The organism is Sporosarcina highlanderae (genome assembly GCF_030433715.1).
In the GTDB taxonomy this organism is placed as follows: Bacteria; Bacillota; Bacilli; order Bacillales_A; family Planococcaceae; genus Sporosarcina; species Sporosarcina highlanderae.
On record NZ_JAROCC010000003.1, the window covers coordinates 164,952 to 188,512 of the forward strand.

Consider the following 23,561-nt stretch of genomic DNA (forward strand, 5'->3'; position numbering starts at 1 on the left):
AGGAAAAAAATCCTTCACCTGTTACTTTTGCCGTTCCCAATTCATAAGAGCAGGATATGGATCAAAGGCCCATTCAGTTTTTCCATTATATTTATACACTCCATAATGAAGATGGGGTGGGAATTTACCGGATGTCCCTTCTTTTCCATAGCCCGAGCTTCCAACATATCCAAGAAGCGTTCCTGGCTTAACGATATCGCCTTCCTTGATGCCTTTATCAAAGTAAGCAAGATGTGCAAAATAATGATACGTATTATGATTATCCCGAATTCCGATGCGCCAACCTCCAAATTGGTTCCAACCCATTACTTCAATAACGCCGTAGGAAGTGGCCACCACTGGAACGCCATAACCCGCAAAAATATCAGTTCCTTCGTGGATTCTCCGTCCACCCCATCCTCTGCTTGAACCCCAAGTACCCCGATATGAATAATGGTAGCCTTTTGGAACAGGGAAAACATGATCATCTAACTCAATCGTCTCAAAATGCTTATAAAGTTTGGCAATGGTCATGATCTGATTGACAGTCTGTTCACGTTTGTAATAATGCCAGAGAGCTGCCTTGAAATCTTCCTCGGCCGGTCCGTAGTAAGACAAATGAGATGACATTGTCAACAAGATATCTTCTAACTCGTTGGAGTCGGCAATTCCGTCACCATTCCCATCCAGTGCATTACCACCAAAAAAAGCAATAGCATCTGGTTCTGTGTCAGTCGGATTAGGATTTAACAGACCTGACCAATAGTGAGGCGGAATAATAATGGAAATGGGACCATCTGGTTTTGGTAAATCACTGCGCACTTGCCGGATGTTCCGCTCAAATTGATCGATTGCAGCCAAATGATACCAAGGTACAAGCTCGTTTGAAAACCGTAAATAATGTTCCATCCGCTTGGCATCGATACTTTCTTCAGTTTGACGATCAGAGGCAGAAGCAAAATGAATGGGGTAAATAAGGCTAATCAAAACACAAAATGCAACAATTTTATAATGGATACGCAAGGGGAAACCTCCTTTGTATGGTCATAGAATTCCCCGATCAGTTCTTTTCATGAGTATTTTGTCGACATTTCAGTTTTGTTTTAGGATGGATTTGTTTTTTAGTGCTATACTCAAGGAAAGAAAAAAGGGGGCATTTGAAATGGAGAAACTTCAATCAGTTGAACAATTTGAGGAGTTAAAAAATGGTGAACGGACGATTTTTATGTTTTCAGCAGATTGGTGCCCGGATTGTAGAGTAATTGAGCCGATCTTACCTACACTTGAAGCGGATTATCCGGAATATGAGTTCATTTATGTGGATCGGGATGAATTCATAGATGTTTGTCAGGAACAGGATATATTCGGAATCCCAAGTTTCATCGCATTTCACGATGGCAAAGAAGTCGGTCGTTTTGTAAGTAAGGACCGGAAGTCTCTTGAGGAAATTGAAGAATTTATTAATGGATTGGCTTAATAAAAAAGAAATCGGCTGTGAGGAATGCCGATTTCTTTTTATTTGTTATTCCCATGTTTTGTGGTCGTCGATTTCTTTCCTTAGGATTTCTGCACCCTTAGGGCTAATGTACATACCATTCGAAAGTTTTTTATTTTGAAGTGAGATTTCGCCTGTCACAACACATGCTTCGTCGACAACATATTTTCGCAAGATGATTTTATCATTGTCCACGAAGATTTCCATAGGTACGCCTTGATCGAGCCCCAAACTTCTCCGTAGTTCCTTCGGAATAACAATCCGACCAAGATGATCTACTTTCCGTACAATTCCAAGACTTTGCATGTTATCCTCCCTAACATTGGAATATTTAGTATATTATTACTTATACTATATCAGATAAATATAAAAAATACAAAAATATGAATATAGTTTCCGTTTGATATAACTATGCCCTTTCTATAAACTTTAAAACTATTCTAAACAAGTTTATCTGTTAAAATAGTTAAGGCTTTTATAGAGAGGAGAAAGTGAAAGACATGTCTTTTATCAATAAAAAATCAGTTGTTTTTGACTATGTCCAAATCATATTCGGCTCAGCATTGGTCGCTCTTGCTTTCAATATATTTTTATTACCTTCACGAATTGCAGCCGGAGGAATTTCTGGTGTAAGTACTATTCTTTATGAGTTATTTGGGTATAATCCCGCGATTGTTCAATGGTTAATTAATATTCCATTGATTGTATTAGGACTAATTCTTGCGGGGAAAGAGTTTAGTTCAAAAACGATCGTTGGTACATTTTGTGTTCCTCTTGTCATTTATTTGACGGCAGGAATAGACCTTCCAATCCATAATCCATTACTTAGCTCAATTTATGGTGGAATCGTCCTTGGTATTGGCCTCGGAGTTGTCTATCGGGGAAATGGGTCGACGGGTGGTACGGCACTGATCGCCCAGTTATTAAAGAAGTATACAGGTATATCCAGTGGCTTTTCTCAATTAATTGTCGATGGAGTTGTTGTTGTTACATCCGCATTCGTCTTTAATTTCGAACTCGCATTATACGCGCTAATGTCGATTTATGTGACAAGTAAGGTGATCGACTTTGTTCAATTGCAAACATCGCCAACAAAGCTTGTTCTGATCATTACGGAAAATGAAGAAAAAGTTCAATCAATCATTAAGAATGAGATTGACCGAGGCTTAACAAAAGTGAAGTCGACGGGTGGTTTTTCGAATGATGAAAAGACGATGATTTTTTGTGTCGTGGAGCAAGCAGAGGCAGTTTATTTGAAAAAGGTATTACAAGCGGCAGAGCCTTCGTCTTTCGTCATTTTCCTAAATGCTTCGGAAATATTAGGACTTGGATTCTCAAAGGCAAAGATTCATCAATAAGGTATACAAAATTAAAAAGAATGATATAATAGTTCACAATTGAATAATTCTTATCAAGAGAAGCTGAGGGATTTGGCCCGATGACGCTTCAGCAACCTCTGCAATTGCAGGAAGGTGCTACCTCCAACAAGATGTAAATCTTGAAAGATAAGAACGAAGAAAATTTCGATGTATCCTCGTTCCTATCCCAAGGAACGAGGATTTTTTAAATTTTAAGGGGGATGAAGTATGCCGATTAACATACCAGAACATTTACCAGCAGGAGAACTATTGAAAGAGGAAAAGATTTTTGTTATGAGTGAAGGGCGGGCTACAAGTCAAGATATCCGTCCGTTAAACATTCTGATATTAAATTTAATGCCCGAGAAGGAGAAAACAGAGCTGCAATTACTTCGGCTGCTTGGCAATACGCCGTTGCAAGTGAATGTTACTTTTTTGAATACAGCTACATATGAGTCGAAAAACGTCAGTAAAAATCATTTGGATTCATTTTACACAACGTTTGAATATGTGAAAAATCGACGTTTTGACGGACTGATTATTACGGGTGCACCAATTGAGCATCTTGCGTTCGAGGATGTCCAGTATTGGGATGAACTCAAAGAAATTATGGATTGGTCTAAATCGAATGTAACTTCAGTTCTGCATATTTGCTGGGGCGCGCAGGCTGCATTGTATCACCATTTCGGCATTGATAAACATGATTTGTCGAAGAAGTTGTCAGGTGTGTTCAGGCATACTTTGACAGATCCTACAGTTAAATTGACAAGGGGTTTCAATGATATTTTCGAAGCGCCGCATTCCCGTTACACATCTGTTTCAATTGAAGAAATTGAGCAAAATGCCGACTTGCAATTATTGGCATTATCTGAAGATGCCGGTGCATTCATTGTCTTATCAAAAGATGAAAAACATATTATGATTACCGGGCATTTAGAATATGATGCCTGTACTCTTGGAGAAGAGTATGAACGCGATTTGCAGAAGGGTATCGATATTGAAATGCCCGAAAACTATTTTCCGAATAACGATCCTACGAAGCGACCACTAAACACGTGGCGATCCCACACACATTTGCTATTCTCGAATTGGCTCAACTACTACGTTTACCAAGAAACTCCTTACGAGTGGGAGTAAAAGCCAATACTGTAATAGTTGGCTAATATTTGGTTTCTCCGTATAATGTCCGTGTTCAGTTACACACTACCTTCTAATGGAGGTGTGTGGAATTGTTGCATGACATAATCGAAAAAATGGATTTCTGGGAAATGATGCTTAGAACAACGCTCTCATTCATAATTCTTATGATACTTGCAAGGGCGATGGGAAAGAAACAGATTTCACAACTTACTTTTTTCCACTACGTCACGGGTATTACAATAGGTTCAATTGCGGCGGAGATTGCGGGGCAATCAGAAACCCCATTTTTAAATGGGGCGATTGCGCTGATTTGGTGGGGAGTACTAACAATATTTGTGAATTTTTTAACTGTGAAATCGAAAAAAGCAAGAGTTCTATTTGATGACTCGCCAACGATTATTATTCATAAAGGTAAAATAAGTGAAAAGGGCATGAAAAATGCGCGAATCACTTTGAATGATTTAAACATGATGCTACGTGAGCAAAGTATATTTGCAGTTGCGGATGTGAATTATGCAATCCTTGAGACGAATGGTCAATTAAGTGTCATGAAGAAGGCGAACAAGGAGTCTGCAACACGCCAAGATGTAAAAGCTCCCGGTAAAGAGCCAAAATATATTCCTACAGAAATTATATCCGATGGGAAATTGATAAAGGAAAATCTGACTGAACTTAACTTGACCGAGGAATGGGTATACGAACAGCTTAAGAAGAATGGAATTAATAAAGTAGAGCACGTTTATTATGCTGAGATTCTTGAAAACGGGACTCTCCATATCGACCAGCGTACGGAAGATAAATAATAAATAATTCATTAAAAGGCCCGGAATGATCCTCATTTCGGGCCTTTTTTTGTATATTGGTTAAAGAATTGCCCAGTCTCTTTCAATTGCAACTTGTTTTAGACGCTGTTCGGGCTTTACAGCAACTGGTTTTCCTACAAGCTCCAGTACGGGTAGATCGGAAAAACTGTCACCATAGGCAAAACTATTTGTCCAGTCGATTTCATACCCGGCAAGTGATTCAAGGATCTTTTCGTTTTTTCGTTTACCCTGTATATGGTGGATGGAAACATCACGATTTAGGGCACCTTCATCGGTGAAGGGGATTTCTGTTCCGATAATCACATCGAACCCCAGATCTTCGGTAACTGCATTCAGTAAGGAAGTGTAGGCTCCTGAAACGAGCATTACGTGGACACCGTCCTTCTTATGTTGCTTCAGGCGGCTAATGACGTCTTTATTAAACCCTTCACGCATGCTTTCTCTCATTTCTTGAAAATAGTCGTCCAACTCATTTTTTGGTAAAGTATGTAATGCATCAACGTAGATTTGCATGGAACGTTCCTTCATCGTATGCTCAGGAACAATTTTAATCTTATAGCCAATGTACAAAGGCAGGATTTTGCGGAAAAAAGTTTTATATTTTGACCTATGTGTAGGATGGTGTTTCATATGCCTCATCAATAATTGGAATGTTTCTTTTGAATACAATGTACCGTCGAAATCGAATATTGCTACGCGCATGAAATTCCCCCACTTCCAAAGCTTTTATATATGATAACACAGTGTTTGTTTTCGGAGTAAGAATTATGGATAATGGAAGAAGAGAGTGAGGAGAAGGATATGAATAGTAATCATAAGAAAACGAGGGAGGGCTCATTTCTTTTTCAAGTGACAGAGGAAGCTGAGCTTTTACCTTTTTTACTCGAAAATTTGAAAAAGAACAGCCGTAACTCAATTAAGTCCATGTTGACGAGAGGACAGGTTTCGGTTAATGGCCAAACAATTACGAAACATAATCATAAACTACTTGAAGGGCAAAAAGTGGAAATCCTTCATAATAAAGCTGCAAAGAGTGAAAGCTCGCTTACGGGGCTGTCAATCATCTATGAGGACGAATCTATTATTGTTATTGACAAGGAAGCTGGGCTCTTATCTATGGCTGCTAAAGATAAGAACGAAAAAACAGCATTCAGTGAGGTTTCCTCTTATGTGAAGAAGCAAAATCCGAGGCAACGGGTTTTCATCGTCCATCGATTGGATAGAGATACATCCGGTGTGCTTTTATTCGCAAAAAGTGAAAAGGTGAAAATGCAATTGCAAGACAACTGGGATGAATTGGTGAAGGATAGAATTTATGCTGCTTTAGTCCAAGGGAATGTCAAGAAAGAAAAAGATACGATCAAGTCCTATCTAAAGGAGACGAGAACGTATAAAGTCTATTCGAATCCGACAGATAATGGGGGGCAACTTGCCATTACCCATTACCGAAAAATCCGAGCGGGTCGACAATATTCATTATTGGAAGTCCGCTTGGAAACTGGAAGAAAAAATCAAATCCGTGTTCATATGGAGGAAATCGGTCATCCGGTTGTTGGCGATAAGAAATATGGCTCAACCGTCAATCCCATTAAACGGTTAGGTCTCCATGCGACCGCTTTAACGATTGTCCACCCGATCACGAATGAAATCATGAAATACGAATCGGAAATTCCATCATCATTCATCAATAAATCATTGTAATGAAAGCCGCCACGAAATAATTATCGTGGCGGCTTTCCTTGCTATACTTACTGTATTTGGTTAGGCGGCAATGCAGGTTGTCCTTGGGCAGATGCGTAGGAATTTACAAGTTGTTGCATGTCCTGTTCGGCAAGTTGTGGAACTTGGTAATAATGATGCTTGTTCTGATAAAGCGCAAGCTCATAAGCCATTTCAATGCAGTTCGGTACGGAATCTTGCAATACACGTCTTACTACAGGGTTACATGTCTCAAGTGCTGCCGCTGTTTTCGCGGTAGCATTCGTTTTTGCACAACCAAGTAGGAAGCCAGAAATCATTTCATCGGTAATCTCATTGGAATTTTGCATCGGTTTTTTAGGTTGTGATGGCTTCATCCCATATATGAAATCGTTGCCTTGCTGCATTTTATAACTTCCGGTTGGATGTGACGGGTCTTTTCCTGTTTTAAAACATTCAACAGTAATATTGTATTCATCCAAGGCGAATCGGTATTGTCTGTCAAGAATGTCCAATAACTCAGGGTCTTTTACATGAGGGCGTAAGATTATTGCTTGATTCAACCCTGCAATTGCATTTGAAAGGACTTCATGGACATCGAATAATTCGTGACCTCCATGGTTCATGGCTGGTGGAACGGATCCAGTGTGCATGTTTTGGTGCATTTGGCCGTCAAAATGATTTTGTGTCAATTAATTTCCTCCTTTTGTTGGTGATATCAATCGAAAGTAGTATGGCTTTTACCGAGTTGTGTATGCGCGAAAAAATTAGAAACACGCATAATCAGAGGCTTTTATAAATAGCATGGGATAAAGGACAATTTGTCAATGAAAGGCAGAGGATAAATTTGCAAATCCATGTTGTACAACCGGGACAAAGTTTATATGGAATTGGTCAAGTATATGGAATTCCCTTTGAGGAGATTGCAAAAGCGAACGAACTACAAGACCCATCGCGTCTTGTAGTTGGTCAAGCATTGGTCATTCCGATCACAGGAAGTTATCATTGGGTTCAACCGGGTCAATCGCTTTACATTATTTCGCAATTATACGGAATGACTGTCGAAGAACTTGCAAGGATTAACGGAATTCCGCCAAATAGCGTTCTCTATGTAGGGCAACGATTATACATTCCACAGAAAAGAAAAGGGATAATCGATGTTTTCATGTATGTGGAACCAAGAGTGGCGACATTAGAGTCTTCCGTAGCGGAAGTAAGGAAAAGGGCAATGGACATTACGTACTTAGGGATGTTCAGTTATGAAGCACAACGGGATGGATCATTAAAGGCCCCACCAATTGACGATATGCCTGAAATCGCTGCACAGGCAGGTGTACTGAATGCAATGGTTGTGACGAACTTGGAGAATTTTACATTCAGTCCTGAGTTGGCGCATGTCCTATTAACAGATCAACAAGTCCAAAATCGCCTATTCGAAAATATTGTACAAACTGCAAAAAGAATTGGTTACAGCGATATTCACTTCGATTTTGAGTTTATTAGCCCCTCTGATAGGGAATTGTATAATCAGTTCATTCGCAATGCCCGCGCACGTTTTCATGCTGCCGGTCTAACTATATCCGTAGCGTTGCCACCTAAGACAAGTGCAAGTACAGCTGGTATGTATGGTGGTATAGATTATAAAACTCTTGGTGAAATTTGTGATTTCGTCACATTGATGACGTATGAATGGGGCTATACGTACAGCGATCCGCAAGCTGTCAGTCCAATAAATCAGGTACGACGGGTTGTAGAATTTGCAGTCAGTCAAATTCCAAGTGAAAAGATCTTCCTTGGGCAGAATCTGTACGGGTATGATTGGACCTATCCATATCCTCCTGCAACCGGGGTAGCAGCTAAAGCACTTAGTCCTCAACAGGCGGTTAATTTGGCCATAAGTAAAAATGCTAATATCCAATTCGATACTACCGCACAGGCACCATTCTTCTTATACTGGGATAATGGCGTCCGCCACGATGTTTGGTTTGAGGATGCACGAAGTATCCAAGCTAAATTCAACTTAATAAAGGAATTTAACTTGCGTGGAATTATGTATTGGAAGTTGGGCTTAGCGTTCCCTCAAAATTGGTTGTTACTCACGGATAACTTCATTGTTAGAAAAAGATGATATAAACCGAACCATATGTGCACCTTTGCACATATGGTTCGTTTCATCCATGTCTTGATTAATCGCCTGAAATATAATTTATAACGTTTTGGAAAATATCCACGTTTGGATTGATCAATAGAGCAGGTAGGAATGCGAAAGCCATTATGATTATTACATTGGCCCCGATGACTGCACGCAACAATTTGCTGAATTTCATTAAAGCATCTCCTCTTTCTCATTGAATTGTTTTCCAATACTATAAAACGTGGCTTAATGGAAAGCCTATAAATAATCTATGTTCTACAACTTGTATATGATTTTATTTTTTTCAAATACCTTTCGACATTATTTTTAATAACGGACATAATTATGTAAAAAACTTATCCGTTCTTGAAAAAAATGTTGAATAGATTCATATTTTCAGTAATAATATGTAGAATGGCAATAATTTTTGGAATATTAATGATTCACCTTGGTAGTTTTTCCGTAGCTGTTTTTCGAAAGGAATGATTGAAATGAAAAATGTTGGAACTACCCATAATAACAGTAGTCGTGCGAATGATTATGTACATGAAGTATATGAGTTAGTGAAAAAAAGGAATCCTGATGAAAAGGAATTCTTACAAGCCATTAGGGAAATTTTTGTCTCTCTGCGACCGGTCTTTGTCAAACATCCTGAATATATACGTGATGGAATTTTGGAGCGTATCACAGAACCTGAGAGAATTATCTCATTTCGTGTTGCTTGGGAGGACGATCAAGGGAGAGTGCATGTAAACCGTGGATTCCGTGTGCAATTTAACAGTGAATTAGGTCCATATAAAGGTGGAATTCGGTTTCATCCTTCTGTAAACAGTAGCATCATGAAATTCCTTGCGTTTGAACAAATTTTTAAAAATGCTTTGACCGGACAACCGATAGGTGCAGGTAAAGGTGGATCTGACTTTGATCCGAAAGGGAAATCAGATCGGGAAATCATGCGTTTCACACAAAGCTTCATGACCGAATTAAGCAAACATATAGGTTCCGACCTGGATGTACCTGCGGGCGATATTGGGGTGGGGAAACGAGAGATCGGTTATATGTTTGGCCAATATAATCGGTTGAAGGGCGGATATGAAGCAGGTGTCCTAACTGGAAAGGACCCAGGTCACGGCGGCTCGTTAGGGCGCAAGGAAGCAACAGGATATGGCACAGTCTATTTTGTCGAGGAAATGTTGAATGAAAATGGACTTTCATTCAAAGATAGTACGGTTATTGTATCGGGTTCAGGAAATGTGTCGACTTATGCAATGGAAAAAGCACAGCAGTTAGGTGCAAAAGTTGTTGCCTGTAGTGATTCAGGCGGCTATATATATGATAAGAATGGGATTGACCTTGAAACCGTCAAGCGGTTAAAAGAAGTGGAAAACAAGCGGATTTCGGAATATCGGAAAACCCATCCGAACGCGGAATACCATGAAGGCTGTTCAGATATCTGGTCAATCCCCTGTGATATAGCTCTTCCATGCGCTACCCAGAATGAAATTGATGAAACCTCGGCACATATGCTTATCAACAATGGTCTGAAGGCTCTTGGAGAAGGGGCGAATATGCCATGTACAATTGAGGCTATCGACATTTTCCTCAAAAATGGCACGCTATTTGCACCCGCTAAGGCTGCAAATGCCGGGGGAGTTGCTGTTTCCGCAATGGAGATGTCTCAAAATAGTATGCGCCTATCATGGACAGCGGAAGAAGTTGACCAACGATTGAAAACTGTTATGAAAAATATCTATGGAAGCTGTAAAGATGCAGCGGATAGCTTTGGTAAGCCAGGAAACCTCGTGATGGGTGCCAATATTGCAGGTTTTTTGAAAGTCGCAGACGCAATGGTCGCCCACGGCATACGCTAAGTTTCAATACTACCTTTATCGTCTACGAATGGCGATGGGTAGTTTTTTTATGCTTAACCCTTGAAATTAGAAATAACTATGTTATTATAAATATACATTTAAATGAATAAAGATACATATACATGATTAAGGAGGATGAGATAATGGGAAATAAAAAAGTGGTTTTAGCATATTCGGGTGGTTTAGACACTTCAGTTGCAGTTCAATGGTTAACAGATAAAGGGTACGATGTGGTTGCTTGTTGCTTAGATGTAGGGGAAGGGAAAGACTTGAACTTCATCCAGCAAAAAGCTTTACAAGTTGGTGCAGTAAATAGTTATGTCATCGATGCAAAGGAAGAATTCGCTCAGGAATATGCACTCCTTGCATTGCAAGCACGAACGTTCTATGAAGATAAATATCCGCTTGTCTCAGCATTATCTCGTCCGTTGATTTCTAAAAAATTGGTTGAGGTTGCGCATAAGGAAAATGCAACCGCAGTTGCACATGGGTGCACAGGTAAAGGGAATGACCAGGTTCGATTTGAAGTAGCCATAAAGGCGTTGGATCCGACGCTTGAAGTTATTGCTCCAGTGCGCGAATGGAGCTGGTCTCGTGAAGAGGAGATCGCTTATGCGAAAGAGAAAAACATTCCTATTCCAGTAGATCTTGACAGCCCTTATTCTATCGACCAAAATTTATGGGGACGAAGCAATGAATGTGGAATCTTGGAAGATCCTTGGGCGGCTCCGCCTGAAGAAGCATTTGGACTAACAGCATCCATCGAAGACTCTCCAGACCAACCGGATGTTATTGAAATTGAATTTGAAAAAGGCGTACCGGTGAGCATTGACGGGAAGTACTACAAGTTAAGCGAACTAATTCTGAAATTGAATGAAATTGCTGGCAAGCATGGTGTCGGACGAATCGACCATGTGGAAAACCGCCTCGTGGGCATCAAATCCCGTGAAGTGTACGAATGTCCTGGTGCAATCACGTTATTAAAAGCGCATAAGGAATTGGAAGATTTGACACTTGTCAAAGACGTCGCCCACTTTAAACCGGTTGTTTCCCAAAAACTGAGCGAATTGATTTACAACGGCCTATGGTTCTCCCCATTGCGAAATGCATTGGAAGCCTTTGTGAAAGATACTCAGCAATACGTCAACGGTGTTGTGCGTGTTAAATTATTCAAAGGGCATGCAATTGTTGAAGGAAGAAAGTCTTCAAACTCCCTTTATGATGAGAAACTTGCAACATATACATCCGACGACCAATTTGACCAATCAGCCGCAGTCGGATTCATACAACTTTGGGGATTGCCTACCGAAGTGCATAGCACGGTGAATAAACAACAAAAAGTGAAAAACTGATTCAACTCGCCTCCTACAAATAATGTAGGGGGTTTTTTGTCGATAAAAAAGGATATTAGTCATTTGAAATAGAATAGAAGTAGATAGCATTAGACAGAATTTAGGGAGAGTGTGAATTTTGAATCGATTCGTTTTTGCATGCATCGCTCCGCATGGCGGAGAAATTATACCTGAACTTCAGGGAAGTTTTCCCGCTCGAATGTCAAAAACTCGTGAAAGTTTAACAGAATTAGGAAGGGAAATGGAGAATGCGAAGCCGGATGTGATCATCGTATTAACGCCGCATGGCACTCGTATAAATGGTCAGTTTGCGATTACGGATTCGGAAAGAATGGAAGGGTCGCTCAAAGAGAATGATGCTGAATTTACGATGGAGCGGTTGGTCGATAGGGAGCTTGCAAGAAGTATAGCGGAAGCAGCAACAAAAGCAGGCATACCTGCCGGTGCCGTGAACTATGGTACAGCGGCTGGTCCGATTTCATGCTTGCCTCTTGATTGGGGAGTAATCGTGCCCCTTCGATTTATGCCAAAGGTACCGATTGTTGTCATTAACCCTTCAAGGGAACTTTCATTTGAAATGCATGTTGCCTTTGGAAACGTGTTGAGTGAAACAGTTCAGGCGGGTACAAAACGGGTAGGGCTTATCGCAAGTTGTGATTGGTCACATACACATGATGAAACGGGACCTTATGGATTTGACCCCGCTGCGGAAAAGCTTGATGCAGAAGTGGTGGAATTGATTAAACAGAATGAGCTTGAGAAAATGGCTGATTTTGATGCCGATTATATCGAAGCGGCAAAACCCGATGGTATTTGGCAGTCTCTTGTATTGGCTGGTGCAATTCCAGCGAATGAGAGGAAAGTGAAATTCTTGTCCTATGAAGCACCGACTTATTTTGGGTTAATCTGTGCTGCTATTGAGTAGCATCTATCTGAAGCGGGTGATGTTGTGAAAAAATCGAAGAAGATGGGGATAGCGATAGGGATTGTACTTGTGTTATTTGGACTATCACTATGGTTTTTGACTGGAAAGTGGATTGCGGATGGACAAGAACCCGTAGCCAACGGAACCAACGAATATGCCATTATTCTTGGCGCAAAAGTAAATGGGGAGACGCCTTCACTTACTTTGCACTATCGCTTGGAAAAAGCTTTATCATATGCCGAAGGCCACCCTGATGTCCGGTTCATTTTGTCGGGAGGACAGGGGCCTGATGAAGATATTGCAGAAGCGGAAGCAATGAGGCGATATTTGACGGAGCACGGAATCAGTGAAGATCGGTTACTGATTGAGTCTAAGTCAACGTCAACATATGAAAATCTCCTATTTTCAAAAAGTCTATTACCAGAAGAAATTAATTCTTTAACAATCATCACTAGCGATTTTCATTTGGCGCGTGCCCGGATGCTTGCTGATACCCTCGGTCTTGAGACGGATGCCCTCGGAGCAAAAACACCCGCCTCCGTGAAAGTCAAACATACTATTCGTGAGAGGCTTGCAATCATTAAGACTTGTATCGTAGGTAAATGAAAAAGCTGTATCTCCATTAATTTGGAGAACAGCTTTTATTCATAGACTATCAATTGAATGAAATACGGGTTCCCGGTTGTTAAATGTTGTGATGTATGAAAATCCTATCGACTTTAATAGCTCGAGTGACTCCGCGAATTGAAAAGCGATATCACCTGATTTATGGGCGTCTGACCCTAATGTAATAACTTCTCCTCCACATTGCTTATAAAGCTTAAGAATATCGTCACTTGGCAATCCATTAGGCAATCCATAACGTACTCCAGATGTATTTAACTCAATACCTTTTCCTGCTGGGATGATATGTTTGAAGATTGCCTGCAATATATCATGGAAGTCGTTTTGGAGAGTTTCAGGTGCATAGCGCTTTATCAAATCGATATGACCCAAAATTGAATAGTTATCGAAGTTTTTCACACAATACAGCAATTCATTATAATAACTGAGGGAAGCCTCTTCTACAGTTTTCCCTTTGAAAATATCGCCGTAATGCAAGCCCTTCCTCTCCACAGTATGCATCGAGCAGATAATGAAGTCGAAGGGTTCTTTCTTCAACATTTCATCATACCGCCCTAATATATGTGGCTGAACGCCGATTTCCACGCCTTTACGAATACGGATTTGTCCATCGTATAGCTGCCTGAGTTCCTCAATTCGATGAGTGTATTTTTGTTTATCAAAATCAAATTCAATTGCTTCATCCGGATAATCATAATCGATATGCTCCGTAAAACAGATTTCCGTAAGGCCTTTTGCTATGGCTCCCCGCACCATTTCCTCCATTTCGACAAAGCAATCCTTTGAAAATGAACTATGCATATGGTAATCAAACATATTAATTCCTCCAAACAAAGTTGTGATTTTATCATATCATTGTGGAGGGTGAAATAGGATAGCAATTCAAGCTGAAAAACTGGTATACTTATGTCAACTATAAAGGGTAGGGAAGGCAGGCATATTAATGACCACTCCAAAATATATCGATATTGCGTTGATCATTTTTTAGGGTATTTTGCAATCGACCGTTTTTCGAAAGGCCAGACCGGAATAGCAATCATGTTCACTTTTTTATCTTTATTGAATGTCTTCGTTTTAATTATGAAAATTAAGCAGGATAAAAAACATGTGAAAGAACCAAAATAAGAAAAAAGCTGCAATTTCAGAAGTGCAGCTTTTTTCTTCCGTTTTTATCATTTTTATGGTATAATGACGGAATGCCAAGCTTAGAGGTGAGGAATTGACATGAAAAAATCAATTTACGGATTAACATTGGAACAGCTGACAGCTTTTTTAGTGGAAAATGGACAAAAGAAATTCCGTGCTGCTCAAGTATGGGACTGGCTTTATAAAAAGCGTGTCGCCAACTTTGCAGACATGAAAAATATAAATAAAGAATGCCTTCAATTATTGGATGAGAATTTTGCAATACAGACTCTTGAGGAGTCAGTGAAACAAGTTTCGGATGACGGGACAATCAAGTTCCTTTTCAAAATGCAAGACGGGAACCTAATCGAAACCGTTCTGATGAAATTCCCATACGGACAGTCCGTATGTGTAACGACGCAAGTTGGATGTAATATCGGCTGTAGTTTCTGTGCAAGTGGTCTATTGCGCAAAAATCGTGATTTGGAAGCAGGCGAAATTGTTGGCCAAATTATGAAAGTGCAAGAACATCTTGATAATCTGGGCGGCGGTGAACGTGTTAGCCATATCGTTGTAATGGGAATTGGTGAACCGTTTGATAATTACACGAACTTGATGAACTTCCTTCGTGTCGTCAACGACCAAAATGGATTGTCAATTGGTGCACGCCATATCACCGTTTCTACAAGTGGGTTAACACCGAAGATCCGTGAATTCGCGGAAGAAAATATTCAAATCAATTTGGCTGTATCATTACACGCACCAAACAATGATTTACGGAGCCAAATTATGAAGATCAATAAAGCTTTCCCGATTGAGAAATTGATGGATGCGATTGATTACTATTTGGAAGCGAAGAACCGTCGGATTACGTTCGAGTACATCCTATTGGATGATGTAAATGATCATGTGGCGGAGGCAGAACAATTGGCGAAACTGCTTCATAATAAACGCCATTTGTCATATGTAAACTTAATCCCTTATAATCCGGTAGATGAACACGGGCAGTATCAACGAAGCAAGCCAGAAGCGATCAAAGCGTTTTACGAAACATTGAAAAAACGCGGTATCAACTGCGGTGTCCGTCTGGAACACGGAACAGACATCGACGCAGCTTGCGGTCAATTGCGTAGTAAGCAAATTAAGAAGGATAAAGTCAAAGCAAATTAACAAAAACGCATGCTCATAAAAAGCAGCGTTTCAGACTGTAGACAAAAGGGATGGAAATCGAATTGATTTCCATCCCTTTTGTTTTATTTTACGCATTTGGCTCAAAAACGTTAGACTGACACGACGTTGATTTCCGTTCCGGGCGGACGCTTTCCGGGGGGCTTGCCCTCAGCCTCCTCGGATGTGCTCCCAACGCTTCGCTTTTGGTCGCAAAAGCCTTTCTTCGTAACGGCTTTTCCTGCGGGGTCTTCGCGCTTCGCTGATCCCCCAGGAGTCGCCGCCCTGCACTCCAATCAACTAAATATCCCTGAAGATTCAAGTGATTTTTACAGCCGGCGTCCTCCATGTCCAGCTGGCGCGCTTCGGAAGATTTAATGCAGCAAAAGTTAGCATCGCCTGCATGGACAATTTTTCAAGTCCCCTTAGGGTTGTCCATCGCATGCCATGCTTTTCTTTTACATCGGCAAAGACACGTTCAAATGACTCTTTGCGGTTTCCATATATTTCTTAAATTTCATGATTGTGACGTAAATATTCAGCTACTTCTAAATAATCTTCCCAGATATGACGTAGAATCATTGGTCTTCAACTAATGGAGAGGTAAAGGAAAAATCAATTGCCGCATCCAGTTTGCGTACCAGATGGTCTTGAGGAACCAACTGCTCTATGGTCAGTATTACCAACTGGTCTCGTTCATTGATTTGATTCTTAGTCATCATATCCATCACCTCATTCATTTGATAGGAAGCACCGTTGATTGGAGCGGAGAGCGGCGACTCCTGCGGGAACAGCGCGAGCTGAAGACCCTGGACTGAGCGCAGCGAGGGAAGCGGCTGAAGCCGTGCCCGCGGAAAGCGTCCGCTCGCAGCGGAAATCAACTTTTTTAGCTTTATCTCTATTTTAAAAGAAAACATACTGTAGGCAAACACTAAAATTCATGTGTTTATCAACAATCTGAAACGCATGCTAATAAAGGGCATGCGTTTTTGTTATGTATATTCAATAAAATTAAATAATAACAAGGAGAATAAAAAAAGTAGAGAATCATTCCAGTCTCTACTTTTGGAAAAGCTTATTTGTTTTTTGTTTTTCGAATGGCGATTATGATGAATTGGACAATCACAGCAATTCCAAAACCGAATGTAGTGATAATGAAAAGGGAAAGAACGCCAATCAAATCGCCAAAACCATTTGTATCCATGAGAAAACTTCTGAAAAACTCTGCAAATCCTAAAGTAAGGGCTGCCATAAAAATCCGGAAGGCAATTTTAAGCCTATAGAATAGTAACGATGCCGCAAGAACTCCTACGGTTAAGCTAAATATACCAAATGTAAAGTAGTTTTTAAGAACCAGTTCCGTCCCTAAAATCGTCCGAATCCCTAATATTAATAAACAGAATGAAGTCAAACCCGTGAAGAATCCTATTTTCCATAACTTTTTATCCATCAAAATGCACCCGCTTTCAGTACATATCATAACGGAAAATGGGAAAGAAGAAAAGCTGCTCCATCGGAAAAGAACTCCTAATGGAACAGCCTCCTCTGTTGACTTTATTATTTTTTAGCAATCAAGACAAGTTTTCCGTGGTCAAGCTCGCGCTCGGCATCCGCTGCATCTTCAGCGGTTAGGCCGGCAGCTTCCATTTTGCTGCGAAGTTCGTCACCGCGTGACGTGAACATGTTTTTCATGCTATCAAGGAATCCTTGCTCCTTCATACCAACCTTTTCCGTATCAAGTGCTTCGGTGATGTTTTCTGTTCTTTTTTTATCATGTGCAAAAATATAAATGTCATCATGTGTGTATCCTTGACTTGTTAAATCCTCAATCTCTTTTTTAGCTTGCACCGCATTTTCTACGATTTTTTTAATAACCATAATAAAAATCCCTCCCAATTGTATTTGTTTTTATATACCTCTGACCGGACATTTTTAAACAAATGCAATAGGAAGTAATCTAAAACGCATAGTAATCGCCTTTTAATTTGCGGTACGAATGGATGAACTCATTTGGATCGGTTTTTACCTCGAATGTGAAAACCCCTCTGTTTGTATGGAGGTAAAACAATCCAGTTCCGTTTGAGAAAGCACGATAGGAAACATCATGAACATGTTCAAGAGAAAAAGTGTGTTCCTTGGTTTTGATCGACCCTTCAAATAACAAAAGGGTGTTCGATGATTGCTGATGCTTTTGTTGAAACCAATCGATGGACCGCTCTACCGTGAAGTATGGTAGGGAAGCGATAGATGCATGTATTGATTCACTCACGTGCATTCCTCCTGAAAAATTCGATTTGCTCATATGGTATCAGTTTTATTATATGACGCCAATCATTTCGGCATCATCATTTTGAAAGTCTATCCACCTGATCCAAAACCTGATCAACGAAGTCCTCCTCAACATAATTGAATTCGTTCATAATTTGTCCGTCCCGGTTAATGATATAAAAGTTAGTTCCGTGAATGACTTGACGTGAGGTCTTTGGTTTTTGAACGATTGTCTGAAATTGCTCCAACGCTATTTTCTCGATTTTCTCTTGAGAATACCCCGTCAGTAGATGCCAATTCGATTCATCCTCAGTAAATTGGCTTATATAGTCTTTCAGAACCCCGGGCGAATCGGTATCGGGATCGACCGTAAACGAAACAAACTCGACGTCAAGGTTTTTCTCATTGAATATTTTTTGTAGTTTAGCCATTTCGCTTGTCATCTGTGGACATACAGTGGTGCAGTGTATGAATATGAAATTAGCAATCCAAACTTTTCCGTCTAACTGATCCGTGCCAAAAGAATTACCGTTCTGGTCAGTAAATGAAAAAGGGGTGACTTCTCTTCCTGTCTGTTGTTTTGAATAGCTGCATGCTGACAGAAGAAGCAGCACCGCAAGGACAACGCCTAAGTTAACCAATCTCATTGTTCATCCCCGCTTTCAAACGGATTTTAACAGAAGTTCCTGTCTTCGGATCGCTTTGTATGGAAAATGTGCCGCCATGAAGGCGGATAATTTCTTTAACGATCGAAAGCCCAAGACCAGTTCCCCCCGTTGTTCGGTTCCTCGCTTTGTCGGTTCTGAAAAAACGCTCACCAATACGACTGATATCTTCCTTCGGTATGTGGATTCCTTCGTTATCGACTTGAAATTCAATGTTCTCACCAGTTTGTTTCAATGAGATTTTCAAGACCCCTTTAGCCAAGGAATATTTAATGGCATTGTCGATAATATTATAGAAGACTTGCTGAATTCTTTGCGGGTCTCCAGTGATGATAATATTCTCTTCGATGTCCATCTGAAGCTGTAGTCCTTTTTCTGTGATTAAGATTTTGAATAAATCAACCGTATCCAATATGATTTGGGCGATCGCAATCGGTTCATTAACTAAAACGTACAGGTTCTCCTGTAGATGATTTAATTCGACGAGATCATTAATAAGTTTGTTTAGCCGGACAGTTTCTTTTTCAATTGTAGTTAAATAGCTTTCAGCTTCCTCGGGTGAAGAATAGATTTTTGCCTTTAAAGCATGAGTGTAACCGCCAATATAGGTCAAAGGTGTACGAAGCTCATGAACGATATTGGAGGTGAATTCCTTTTTCCTCTTTTCCTGCTCCTCAAGCGACAGACTCATTGAATTGAAGGCATTCGTCAGTTGCCCAATTTCATCCTTCCGATCTGTTTCGACTCGACTGCTGTAGTTGCCTTTCGACACTTCAGCAGACATTCTTTGCAATTCATGTAGTGGATTGAACAATGAATATAAGGTTTTATTGATGATAAGGAATAGGAAGAAAAAGAATAATGTACCTACTATTACCATAAGGGGAATGCTCTCACGAAATACATCTTGAATCGCAGCTAATGGGACATAAATGTATATGAATCCTATTAAACCCGTTTCTCCTTTTATAGGGAAAATCGCTCCTATGATTTCGCGGTTGAGCTCTTCTACAAATCCCTTCTTAAGTAGATAACCACCTTTTTCTAACTTATCCCGATCGGAAAAATCAACAAGGTTTTCATAATCGATGCGATAAGGGAAGTACGTTGTAAGTTCCTCTAACTCATCGACAACGATAATTTCATACTCGGAGACGACATTATACCATTGTATTTTCTCGATGATTTCGTCACTCAGTTCACCATAATGATAGTGGGAGGCGGTCCGCTTCCCTTGATAGACAATCGATTCCTCGATACTTGAAATATAGAGCCGGGAATAAAGGAAATGAATAAAGAAAAACGAAAAAAGAATGGTAAATGCAATACTCGAAAGGAAAACGACGAATATTTTTTTATTTAAATTTAAATTTTTCATTACTTTACCTCGAACTTATAGCCAATACCCCATACGGTTTCAATCATGCTTCCGGCATCGCCCATCTTTAGTCTCAGTGTTTTGATATGGGTATCTACAGTCCTATCTGTACTATGATGGTTATCCCCCCATACCAATGCCAAAAGCTGTTCACGGGTATAGACACGTCCTTTATTCTTAGCCAAGGTCTCAAGGATGCCGAATTCTTTAAGTGTCAGGGGAAGCTGCTTATTATCCAAAGTTACAGTATGGGCCTCTGGATCGATGACAAGGGGACCGATGACCAATGAATGCCTGACGGGGTTATTTTTATAAGATCGTCTTAGGACGGACTCAACCCTTGCCAATAATTCACCCGGCATGAAAGGTTTAACGATATAATCATCACCTCCAAGTTTTAGACCTTCAATTTTATCCCATTCCTCTCCTTTTGCAGATAAAAAAATAAGGGGAATATTGGAAAATTCTTTCAATTCTCTTGCGAATTCGAAGCCGTCCATATAGGGCATCATCACATCGACAATGCATAGATGGGGCTGCTTTATATTTATCTTAGACAACGCATTCATCCCATCCGTCGCTTCCTCAACAGAATATCCATCACGGGCAAGAAACGTCCGTATCAACTTTCTCATCTGCGGCTCATCGTCAATTATTAAAATTGTATAGGGTTTCATCGAAAAACCTCACTTCGAATGTTTTAAACTTTAGATTAGAATATTGTTGTGAAATACTTATGAAGAAGTACTTCATAATTACTTCTTAATTAACTGATACTATCATACTGAACAAGTTCTGAAACGTTAAGTAATAAAAATGGAGGCACGGATAATGAAGAAGAAGTTTAGTGCACTTATTATGATTTTCGGGTTAATCGTTTTATCGGCCTGTGGAAAAGATGTAGATGATGGATCTTCTATGGAAGTACTACCACTAATTGTAGATCTTTCCGTAACTGAACATGCTGAAATCGGCGAAACGGTAAAAATGGAGGCCCTCGTTACATATGGGGATGAAAAAGTTGAAGATGCAGATAAAGTCGTTTATGAAGTGTGGGAAGATGGGAAAAAAGATGACTCTGTTATGATTGATTCGGTAAATGAAAAGAATGGCCTGTATACTGCAGAAACTTCCTTCGATAAGGATGGGCTTTATCATATACAAGTGCATGTCGATGCTAAGCGTTTGCATACGATGCCAGTAAAAGAAGTGACAATTGGAAAAGGTCCCAATACTGAAGGACATGATGATGAACATGCGGAGCACGGTCATGAACATGGCCATACAGAAGGTTTTTCTCTTCATTTCGTGAAGCCAGAGCATGCGGAAGTCGGAGTTCACACTGAATTGATGACGCATGTGCAAATTGACGGACAACCGCTTGAAAATGCAAACGTGCGTTATGAAATATGGGGTGATAGTCTCGGTGAAAAGCATTTATGGATTGATACGGATGAATTAAAACCTGGTGAATACACGGTTTCTAATACATTTAATGATGCTGGAACATATACAGTCAAGATTCATGTTAAAAATGACGATGGCTTACATGAGCATGAAGAGTTCACTTTTGAAGTTCATTGATGTGAAAGTGTGACTAAAAGATGTAGAATTCTTTCGTATGTAGCAATTTGGCGATTTAGATTGGAATAAAAGGGCTAAAATCGCTATGATGGAAGTAGATTAAGTAGAGGAGCGATACACTATGAATGAATTACCAGAAAAAACATGTTCGATAGAGAGACTCGTCACAATTCCAGAAGACGTCGCAAAAGTTTTGGATGGAAAAAAAATGGCGACGAGACGAAATGGTGTTTATGCTTATCCAGATGAAATCATGGTTTTGAATGGGAAGGAATTCAAAATTGATAAACTTTACCAACAAACACTTGGTGAGATGACTGATGAGCATGCGGCTCAGGAAGGATATGCCAATATGGACGAATACAAACAGTCCATCCTTGCATTACACCCAAAAATGCCTTGGATTCCCAAAATGACCGTGTGGGTTCACGAATTCAGCCCAGTTACAGAATAAGATGTTATGAAGTACATGTACGGGACAATCGTTTTTGTCCACGTTGTTTCCGCAGTCCTTTCCATCGGACCGTTATTTCTTTTAATGCCTTCGATTAAAAGGCTGCGGAACGTTGACGTTTCATCCGAAAGCGCTTTTTTATCGGTCATTCATGTCATTATTAGAATCGTCATGCACGCCGGACATGCGTTGGTCATTTCAGGAGTGCTACTCATCTTGATCGGACCATGGCCGTGGTATACATCATGGGTGATTGCAACACTTGCCGTCCTGTTGTTATCAGGCGTGTTTCTATCAACCGGGTTTACGAAGGTGCTTAGAAGATATTATCTTCCTGAGAGTGATAAAGGGGAAATCCTGACAGTTCTGAACAGGACTTCTTGGATATATATTGGATTAATGCTTGTCATGCTGTGGTTAATGGTTCAAAAGCCGATGTTATGGTGAAATGAAGAGTGATCTACATAGAGTAAAGGATATGCGATGAGGCATGTCCTTTTTATATTGACTGAAACTGTTTTAAGACAATGATGACAATTCTATTATTCATCTGTATAATTCTGAGGAAAGAAATGGGGGATGGGGAATGCAGTTTATTCGATTTGAGAAGCCGGAACAATTTGCCACGGTTGCAGAACCGATTGTTGAAAAACAAGAGGATGTCTTTAGTTTGTTTTACGGTATATTGCAGGCAATTAAGGCTGGGAAATATGAGGATCCTTTCATGGCTGTAGTTATGGATGAGGATAGGGTGCTTGCAATTCTACAAATGACACCGCCGCATCCACTGAATCTTGTTATTGTGGATGAAAGTAGGATTGAAGTAGTGATTGATTTCATCATTCGGGAACTTAACGGCAACTCGGTTCCTGTCAAATCAGTTATTAGCTTGAAAAAATGGGCTGAGTTGTTTGCGGACAAATGGGTGGCATATACGGGGGAAGGGCAAAAGTTAATGATGGATCAAGGTCTGTATCGATTGGATAAAGTTGATGAAACAATTGAGATGAGCTCAGGAAGTTGGCGGTATGCGACGATGGACGATCATTCATTGATCGTAAACTGGTTTTCGTTATTTGAAGAGGATGCGAATTTGGAAGGGACTCCTATTGGAGTTGTGAAAGAGAGAGTTTCACAGTTCATTGACGCGCAGGAGGTATTTTTGTGGGAAGATGATGGGAAAATTGTATCCATGATGAAGAAATCAAGACCGACAAGGAACGGTGTGACGGTCTCATTGGTCTTTACACCGAAAGAAGAGAGAAGGAAGGGCTATGCACGCACGATGGTTGCATACGGTTCTAAGGAGCTTTTAAAGGAGTATGATTTCTGTGTGCTTTATACGGATATGATGAATTCCACTTCGAATAAAATCTATATGGAGATTGGATATAAGCATATTGCGGAATCGATTCATATTGGATTTGTGAAATAAGGGGCATCGTTCAATCGTTCGAGATGCTCAGCTATGTCGCTCAAGAAAGTGCGTCCCGCGCTCAATTACTCCCTTAAGCATCTAA

General features: G+C 40.2%; 28 protein-coding genes, 1 pseudogene and 1 riboswitch. Of the genes and pseudogenes, 15 read left to right on the forward strand and 14 right to left on the reverse strand.

Annotation, left to right across the window (positions count from 1 at the left end; translation table 11 throughout):
• Positions 1–21 precede the first annotated feature (21 nt).
• Complete coding sequence (locus P5G49_RS05350; RefSeq protein WP_435877185.1) at positions 22–1,002, reverse strand: M23 family metallopeptidase; 981 nt, start codon at positions 1,000–1,002, stop codon at positions 22–24.
• Between the two features lie 139 nt (positions 1,003–1,141).
• On the opposite strand from P5G49_RS05350, the gene P5G49_RS05355 reads away from it, so the two are divergent.
• Positions 1,142–1,456 (forward strand): thioredoxin family protein, encoded by a 315-nt coding sequence (locus P5G49_RS05355; protein WP_301242453.1) that lies wholly within the window; start codon positions 1,142–1,144, stop codon positions 1,454–1,456.
• A gap of 45 nt (positions 1,457–1,501) precedes the next feature.
• On the opposite strand, the gene P5G49_RS05360 is transcribed toward P5G49_RS05355, so the two are convergent.
• A complete protein-coding gene (locus P5G49_RS05360) occupies positions 1,502–1,780 on the reverse strand; it encodes an AbrB/MazE/SpoVT family DNA-binding domain-containing protein (protein WP_301242454.1) in 279 nt (92 codons plus the stop codon).
• Positions 1,781–1,974: 194 nt separating this feature from the next.
• Between P5G49_RS05360 and P5G49_RS05365 the strand changes: the two genes are divergently transcribed.
• From P5G49_RS05365 to P5G49_RS05375, 3 genes are all read left to right on the forward strand, one after another.
• Complete coding sequence (locus P5G49_RS05365; RefSeq protein ID WP_301242455.1) at positions 1,975–2,832, forward strand: YitT family protein; 858 nt, start codon at positions 1,975–1,977, stop codon at positions 2,830–2,832.
• A 47-nt stretch (positions 2,833–2,879) separates the two neighbouring features.
• A riboswitch (SAM riboswitch) is annotated at positions 2,880–2,986 on the forward strand.
• Between the two features lie 74 nt (positions 2,987–3,060).
• Positions 3,061–3,969 (forward strand): homoserine O-acetyltransferase MetA, encoded by a 909-nt coding sequence (metA, locus tag P5G49_RS05370; RefSeq protein WP_301242456.1) that lies wholly within the window; start codon positions 3,061–3,063, stop codon positions 3,967–3,969.
• A 131-nt stretch (positions 3,970–4,100) separates the two neighbouring features.
• Positions 4,101–4,775: a YetF domain-containing protein gene (locus tag P5G49_RS05375; protein ID WP_301242584.1), complete on the forward strand. Its 675-nt coding sequence runs from the start codon at positions 4,101–4,103 to the stop codon at positions 4,773–4,775.
• A gap of 60 nt (positions 4,776–4,835) precedes the next feature.
• On the opposite strand, the gene P5G49_RS05380 is transcribed toward P5G49_RS05375, so the two are convergent.
• Positions 4,836–5,498 carry an HAD family hydrolase gene (locus tag P5G49_RS05380; protein ID WP_301242457.1) on the reverse strand — a complete coding sequence of 221 codons (663 nt, stop codon included), beginning with the start codon at positions 5,496–5,498 and terminating at the stop codon, positions 4,836–4,838.
• Positions 5,499–5,597: 99 nt separating this feature from the next.
• Here P5G49_RS05380 and P5G49_RS05385 point away from each other — a divergent pair, with 99 nt between their 5' ends.
• Positions 5,598–6,497, forward strand: a complete 900-nt coding sequence (locus P5G49_RS05385) for an RluA family pseudouridine synthase (RefSeq protein ID WP_301242458.1) — start codon at positions 5,598–5,600, stop codon at positions 6,495–6,497.
• A 47-nt stretch (positions 6,498–6,544) separates the two neighbouring features.
• Here the strand turns inward: P5G49_RS05385 and P5G49_RS05390 are convergent, their stop codons facing one another.
• Positions 6,545–7,186, reverse strand: coding sequence for a spore coat protein (locus P5G49_RS05390; protein WP_301242459.1), 642 nt, complete (start codon positions 7,184–7,186; stop codon positions 6,545–6,547).
• Between the two features lie 155 nt (positions 7,187–7,341).
• Between P5G49_RS05390 and P5G49_RS05395 the strand changes: the two genes are divergently transcribed.
• A complete protein-coding gene (locus tag P5G49_RS05395; RefSeq protein WP_301242460.1) occupies positions 7,342–8,622 on the forward strand; it encodes a glycoside hydrolase family 18 protein in 1,281 nt (426 codons plus the stop codon).
• 58 nt (positions 8,623–8,680) lie between these two features.
• Here P5G49_RS05395 and P5G49_RS05400 read toward each other — a convergent pair whose 3' ends face one another.
• Complete coding sequence (locus tag P5G49_RS05400) at positions 8,681–8,821, reverse strand: hypothetical protein (RefSeq protein WP_301242461.1); 141 nt, start codon at positions 8,819–8,821, stop codon at positions 8,681–8,683.
• A 298-nt stretch (positions 8,822–9,119) separates the two neighbouring features.
• On the opposite strand from P5G49_RS05400, the gene gdhA reads away from it, so the two are divergent.
• The 4 genes from gdhA to P5G49_RS05420 all read left to right on the forward strand — a co-directional run bounded on the left by gdhA (position 9,120) and on the right by P5G49_RS05420 (position 13,382).
• Entirely contained in the window at positions 9,120–10,499 is a 1,380-nt protein-coding gene (gene gdhA, locus P5G49_RS05405) for an NADP-specific glutamate dehydrogenase (RefSeq protein WP_435877186.1), read from the forward strand.
• Between the two features lie 143 nt (positions 10,500–10,642).
• Entirely contained in the window at positions 10,643–11,851 is a 1,209-nt protein-coding gene (locus P5G49_RS05410; RefSeq protein ID WP_435877187.1) for an argininosuccinate synthase, read from the forward strand.
• A gap of 118 nt (positions 11,852–11,969) precedes the next feature.
• Positions 11,970–12,776, forward strand: coding sequence for a DODA-type extradiol aromatic ring-opening family dioxygenase (locus P5G49_RS05415; protein ID WP_301242463.1), 807 nt, complete (start codon positions 11,970–11,972; stop codon positions 12,774–12,776).
• A gap of 24 nt (positions 12,777–12,800) precedes the next feature.
• Positions 12,801–13,382: a YdcF family protein gene (locus tag P5G49_RS05420; protein WP_301242464.1), complete on the forward strand. Its 582-nt coding sequence runs from the start codon at positions 12,801–12,803 to the stop codon at positions 13,380–13,382.
• 39 nt (positions 13,383–13,421) lie between these two features.
• Here P5G49_RS05420 and P5G49_RS05425 read toward each other — a convergent pair whose 3' ends face one another.
• Positions 13,422–14,216, reverse strand: a complete 795-nt coding sequence (locus P5G49_RS05425; protein WP_301242465.1) for a histidinol-phosphatase HisJ family protein — start codon at positions 14,214–14,216, stop codon at positions 13,422–13,424.
• 408 nt (positions 14,217–14,624) lie between these two features.
• On the opposite strand from P5G49_RS05425, the gene rlmN reads away from it, so the two are divergent.
• The gene (gene rlmN, locus P5G49_RS05430; protein WP_301242466.1) at positions 14,625–15,695 is read left to right on the forward strand and encodes a dual-specificity RNA methyltransferase RlmN; all 1,071 of its coding nucleotides are present in this window, start codon (positions 14,625–14,627) and stop codon (positions 15,693–15,695) included.
• Between the two features lie 315 nt (positions 15,696–16,010).
• Here rlmN and P5G49_RS05435 read toward each other — a convergent pair.
• The 8 genes and pseudogenes from P5G49_RS05435 to P5G49_RS05470 all read right to left on the reverse strand — a co-directional run.
• Positions 16,011–16,271: pseudogene (locus tag P5G49_RS05435) on the reverse strand (transposase); the annotation flags it as partial.
• Positions 16,271–16,609 (reverse strand): hypothetical protein, encoded by a 339-nt coding sequence (locus P5G49_RS05440; protein ID WP_301242467.1) that lies wholly within the window; start codon positions 16,607–16,609, stop codon positions 16,271–16,273. The pseudogene P5G49_RS05435 and the gene P5G49_RS05440, both read right to left, overlap by 1 nt.
• A gap of 158 nt (positions 16,610–16,767) precedes the next feature.
• Complete coding sequence (locus P5G49_RS05445) at positions 16,768–17,142, reverse strand: hypothetical protein (RefSeq protein ID WP_301242468.1); 375 nt, start codon at positions 17,140–17,142, stop codon at positions 16,768–16,770.
• A 107-nt stretch (positions 17,143–17,249) separates the two neighbouring features.
• Positions 17,250–17,570 carry a YflT domain-containing protein gene (locus tag P5G49_RS05450; protein ID WP_301242469.1) on the reverse strand — a complete coding sequence of 107 codons (321 nt, stop codon included), beginning with the start codon at positions 17,568–17,570 and terminating at the stop codon, positions 17,250–17,252.
• A 79-nt stretch (positions 17,571–17,649) separates the two neighbouring features.
• Positions 17,650–17,961, reverse strand: coding sequence for a hypothetical protein (locus P5G49_RS05455; RefSeq protein ID WP_301242470.1), 312 nt, complete (start codon positions 17,959–17,961; stop codon positions 17,650–17,652).
• 76 nt (positions 17,962–18,037) lie between these two features.
• The gene (locus P5G49_RS05460; RefSeq protein ID WP_301242471.1) at positions 18,038–18,607 is read right to left on the reverse strand and encodes an SCO family protein; all 570 of its coding nucleotides are present in this window, start codon (positions 18,605–18,607) and stop codon (positions 18,038–18,040) included.
• On the reverse strand, positions 18,594–20,003 hold the full coding sequence (locus P5G49_RS05465) for a sensor histidine kinase (RefSeq protein WP_301242472.1): 1,410 nt from the start codon (positions 20,001–20,003) through the stop codon (positions 18,594–18,596). The genes P5G49_RS05460 and P5G49_RS05465 overlap by 14 nt, the downstream gene beginning before the upstream one ends.
• Entirely contained in the window at positions 20,003–20,680 is a 678-nt protein-coding gene (locus P5G49_RS05470; protein ID WP_301242473.1) for a response regulator transcription factor, read from the reverse strand. Before P5G49_RS05470 ends, P5G49_RS05465 begins: the two co-directional genes overlap by 1 nt.
• 154 nt (positions 20,681–20,834) lie before the next feature.
• Here P5G49_RS05470 and P5G49_RS05475 point away from each other — a divergent pair, with 154 nt between their 5' ends.
• The 4 genes from P5G49_RS05475 to P5G49_RS05490 all read left to right on the forward strand — a co-directional run bounded on the left by P5G49_RS05475 (position 20,835) and on the right by P5G49_RS05490 (position 23,476).
• Positions 20,835–21,587 carry a FixH family protein gene (locus P5G49_RS05475; RefSeq protein WP_301242474.1) on the forward strand — a complete coding sequence of 251 codons (753 nt, stop codon included), beginning with the start codon at positions 20,835–20,837 and terminating at the stop codon, positions 21,585–21,587.
• A 121-nt stretch (positions 21,588–21,708) separates the two neighbouring features.
• Complete coding sequence (locus tag P5G49_RS05480) at positions 21,709–22,041, forward strand: ASCH domain-containing protein (RefSeq protein ID WP_301242475.1); 333 nt, start codon at positions 21,709–21,711, stop codon at positions 22,039–22,041.
• A 6-nt stretch (positions 22,042–22,047) separates the two neighbouring features.
• Positions 22,048–22,488, forward strand: a complete 441-nt coding sequence (locus P5G49_RS05485; protein WP_301242476.1) for a hypothetical protein — start codon at positions 22,048–22,050, stop codon at positions 22,486–22,488.
• 139 nt (positions 22,489–22,627) lie between these two features.
• Positions 22,628–23,476 carry a GNAT family N-acetyltransferase gene (locus P5G49_RS05490; RefSeq protein ID WP_301242477.1) on the forward strand — a complete coding sequence of 283 codons (849 nt, stop codon included), beginning with the start codon at positions 22,628–22,630 and terminating at the stop codon, positions 23,474–23,476.
• The last annotated feature ends 85 nt before the right edge of the window (positions 23,477–23,561 follow it).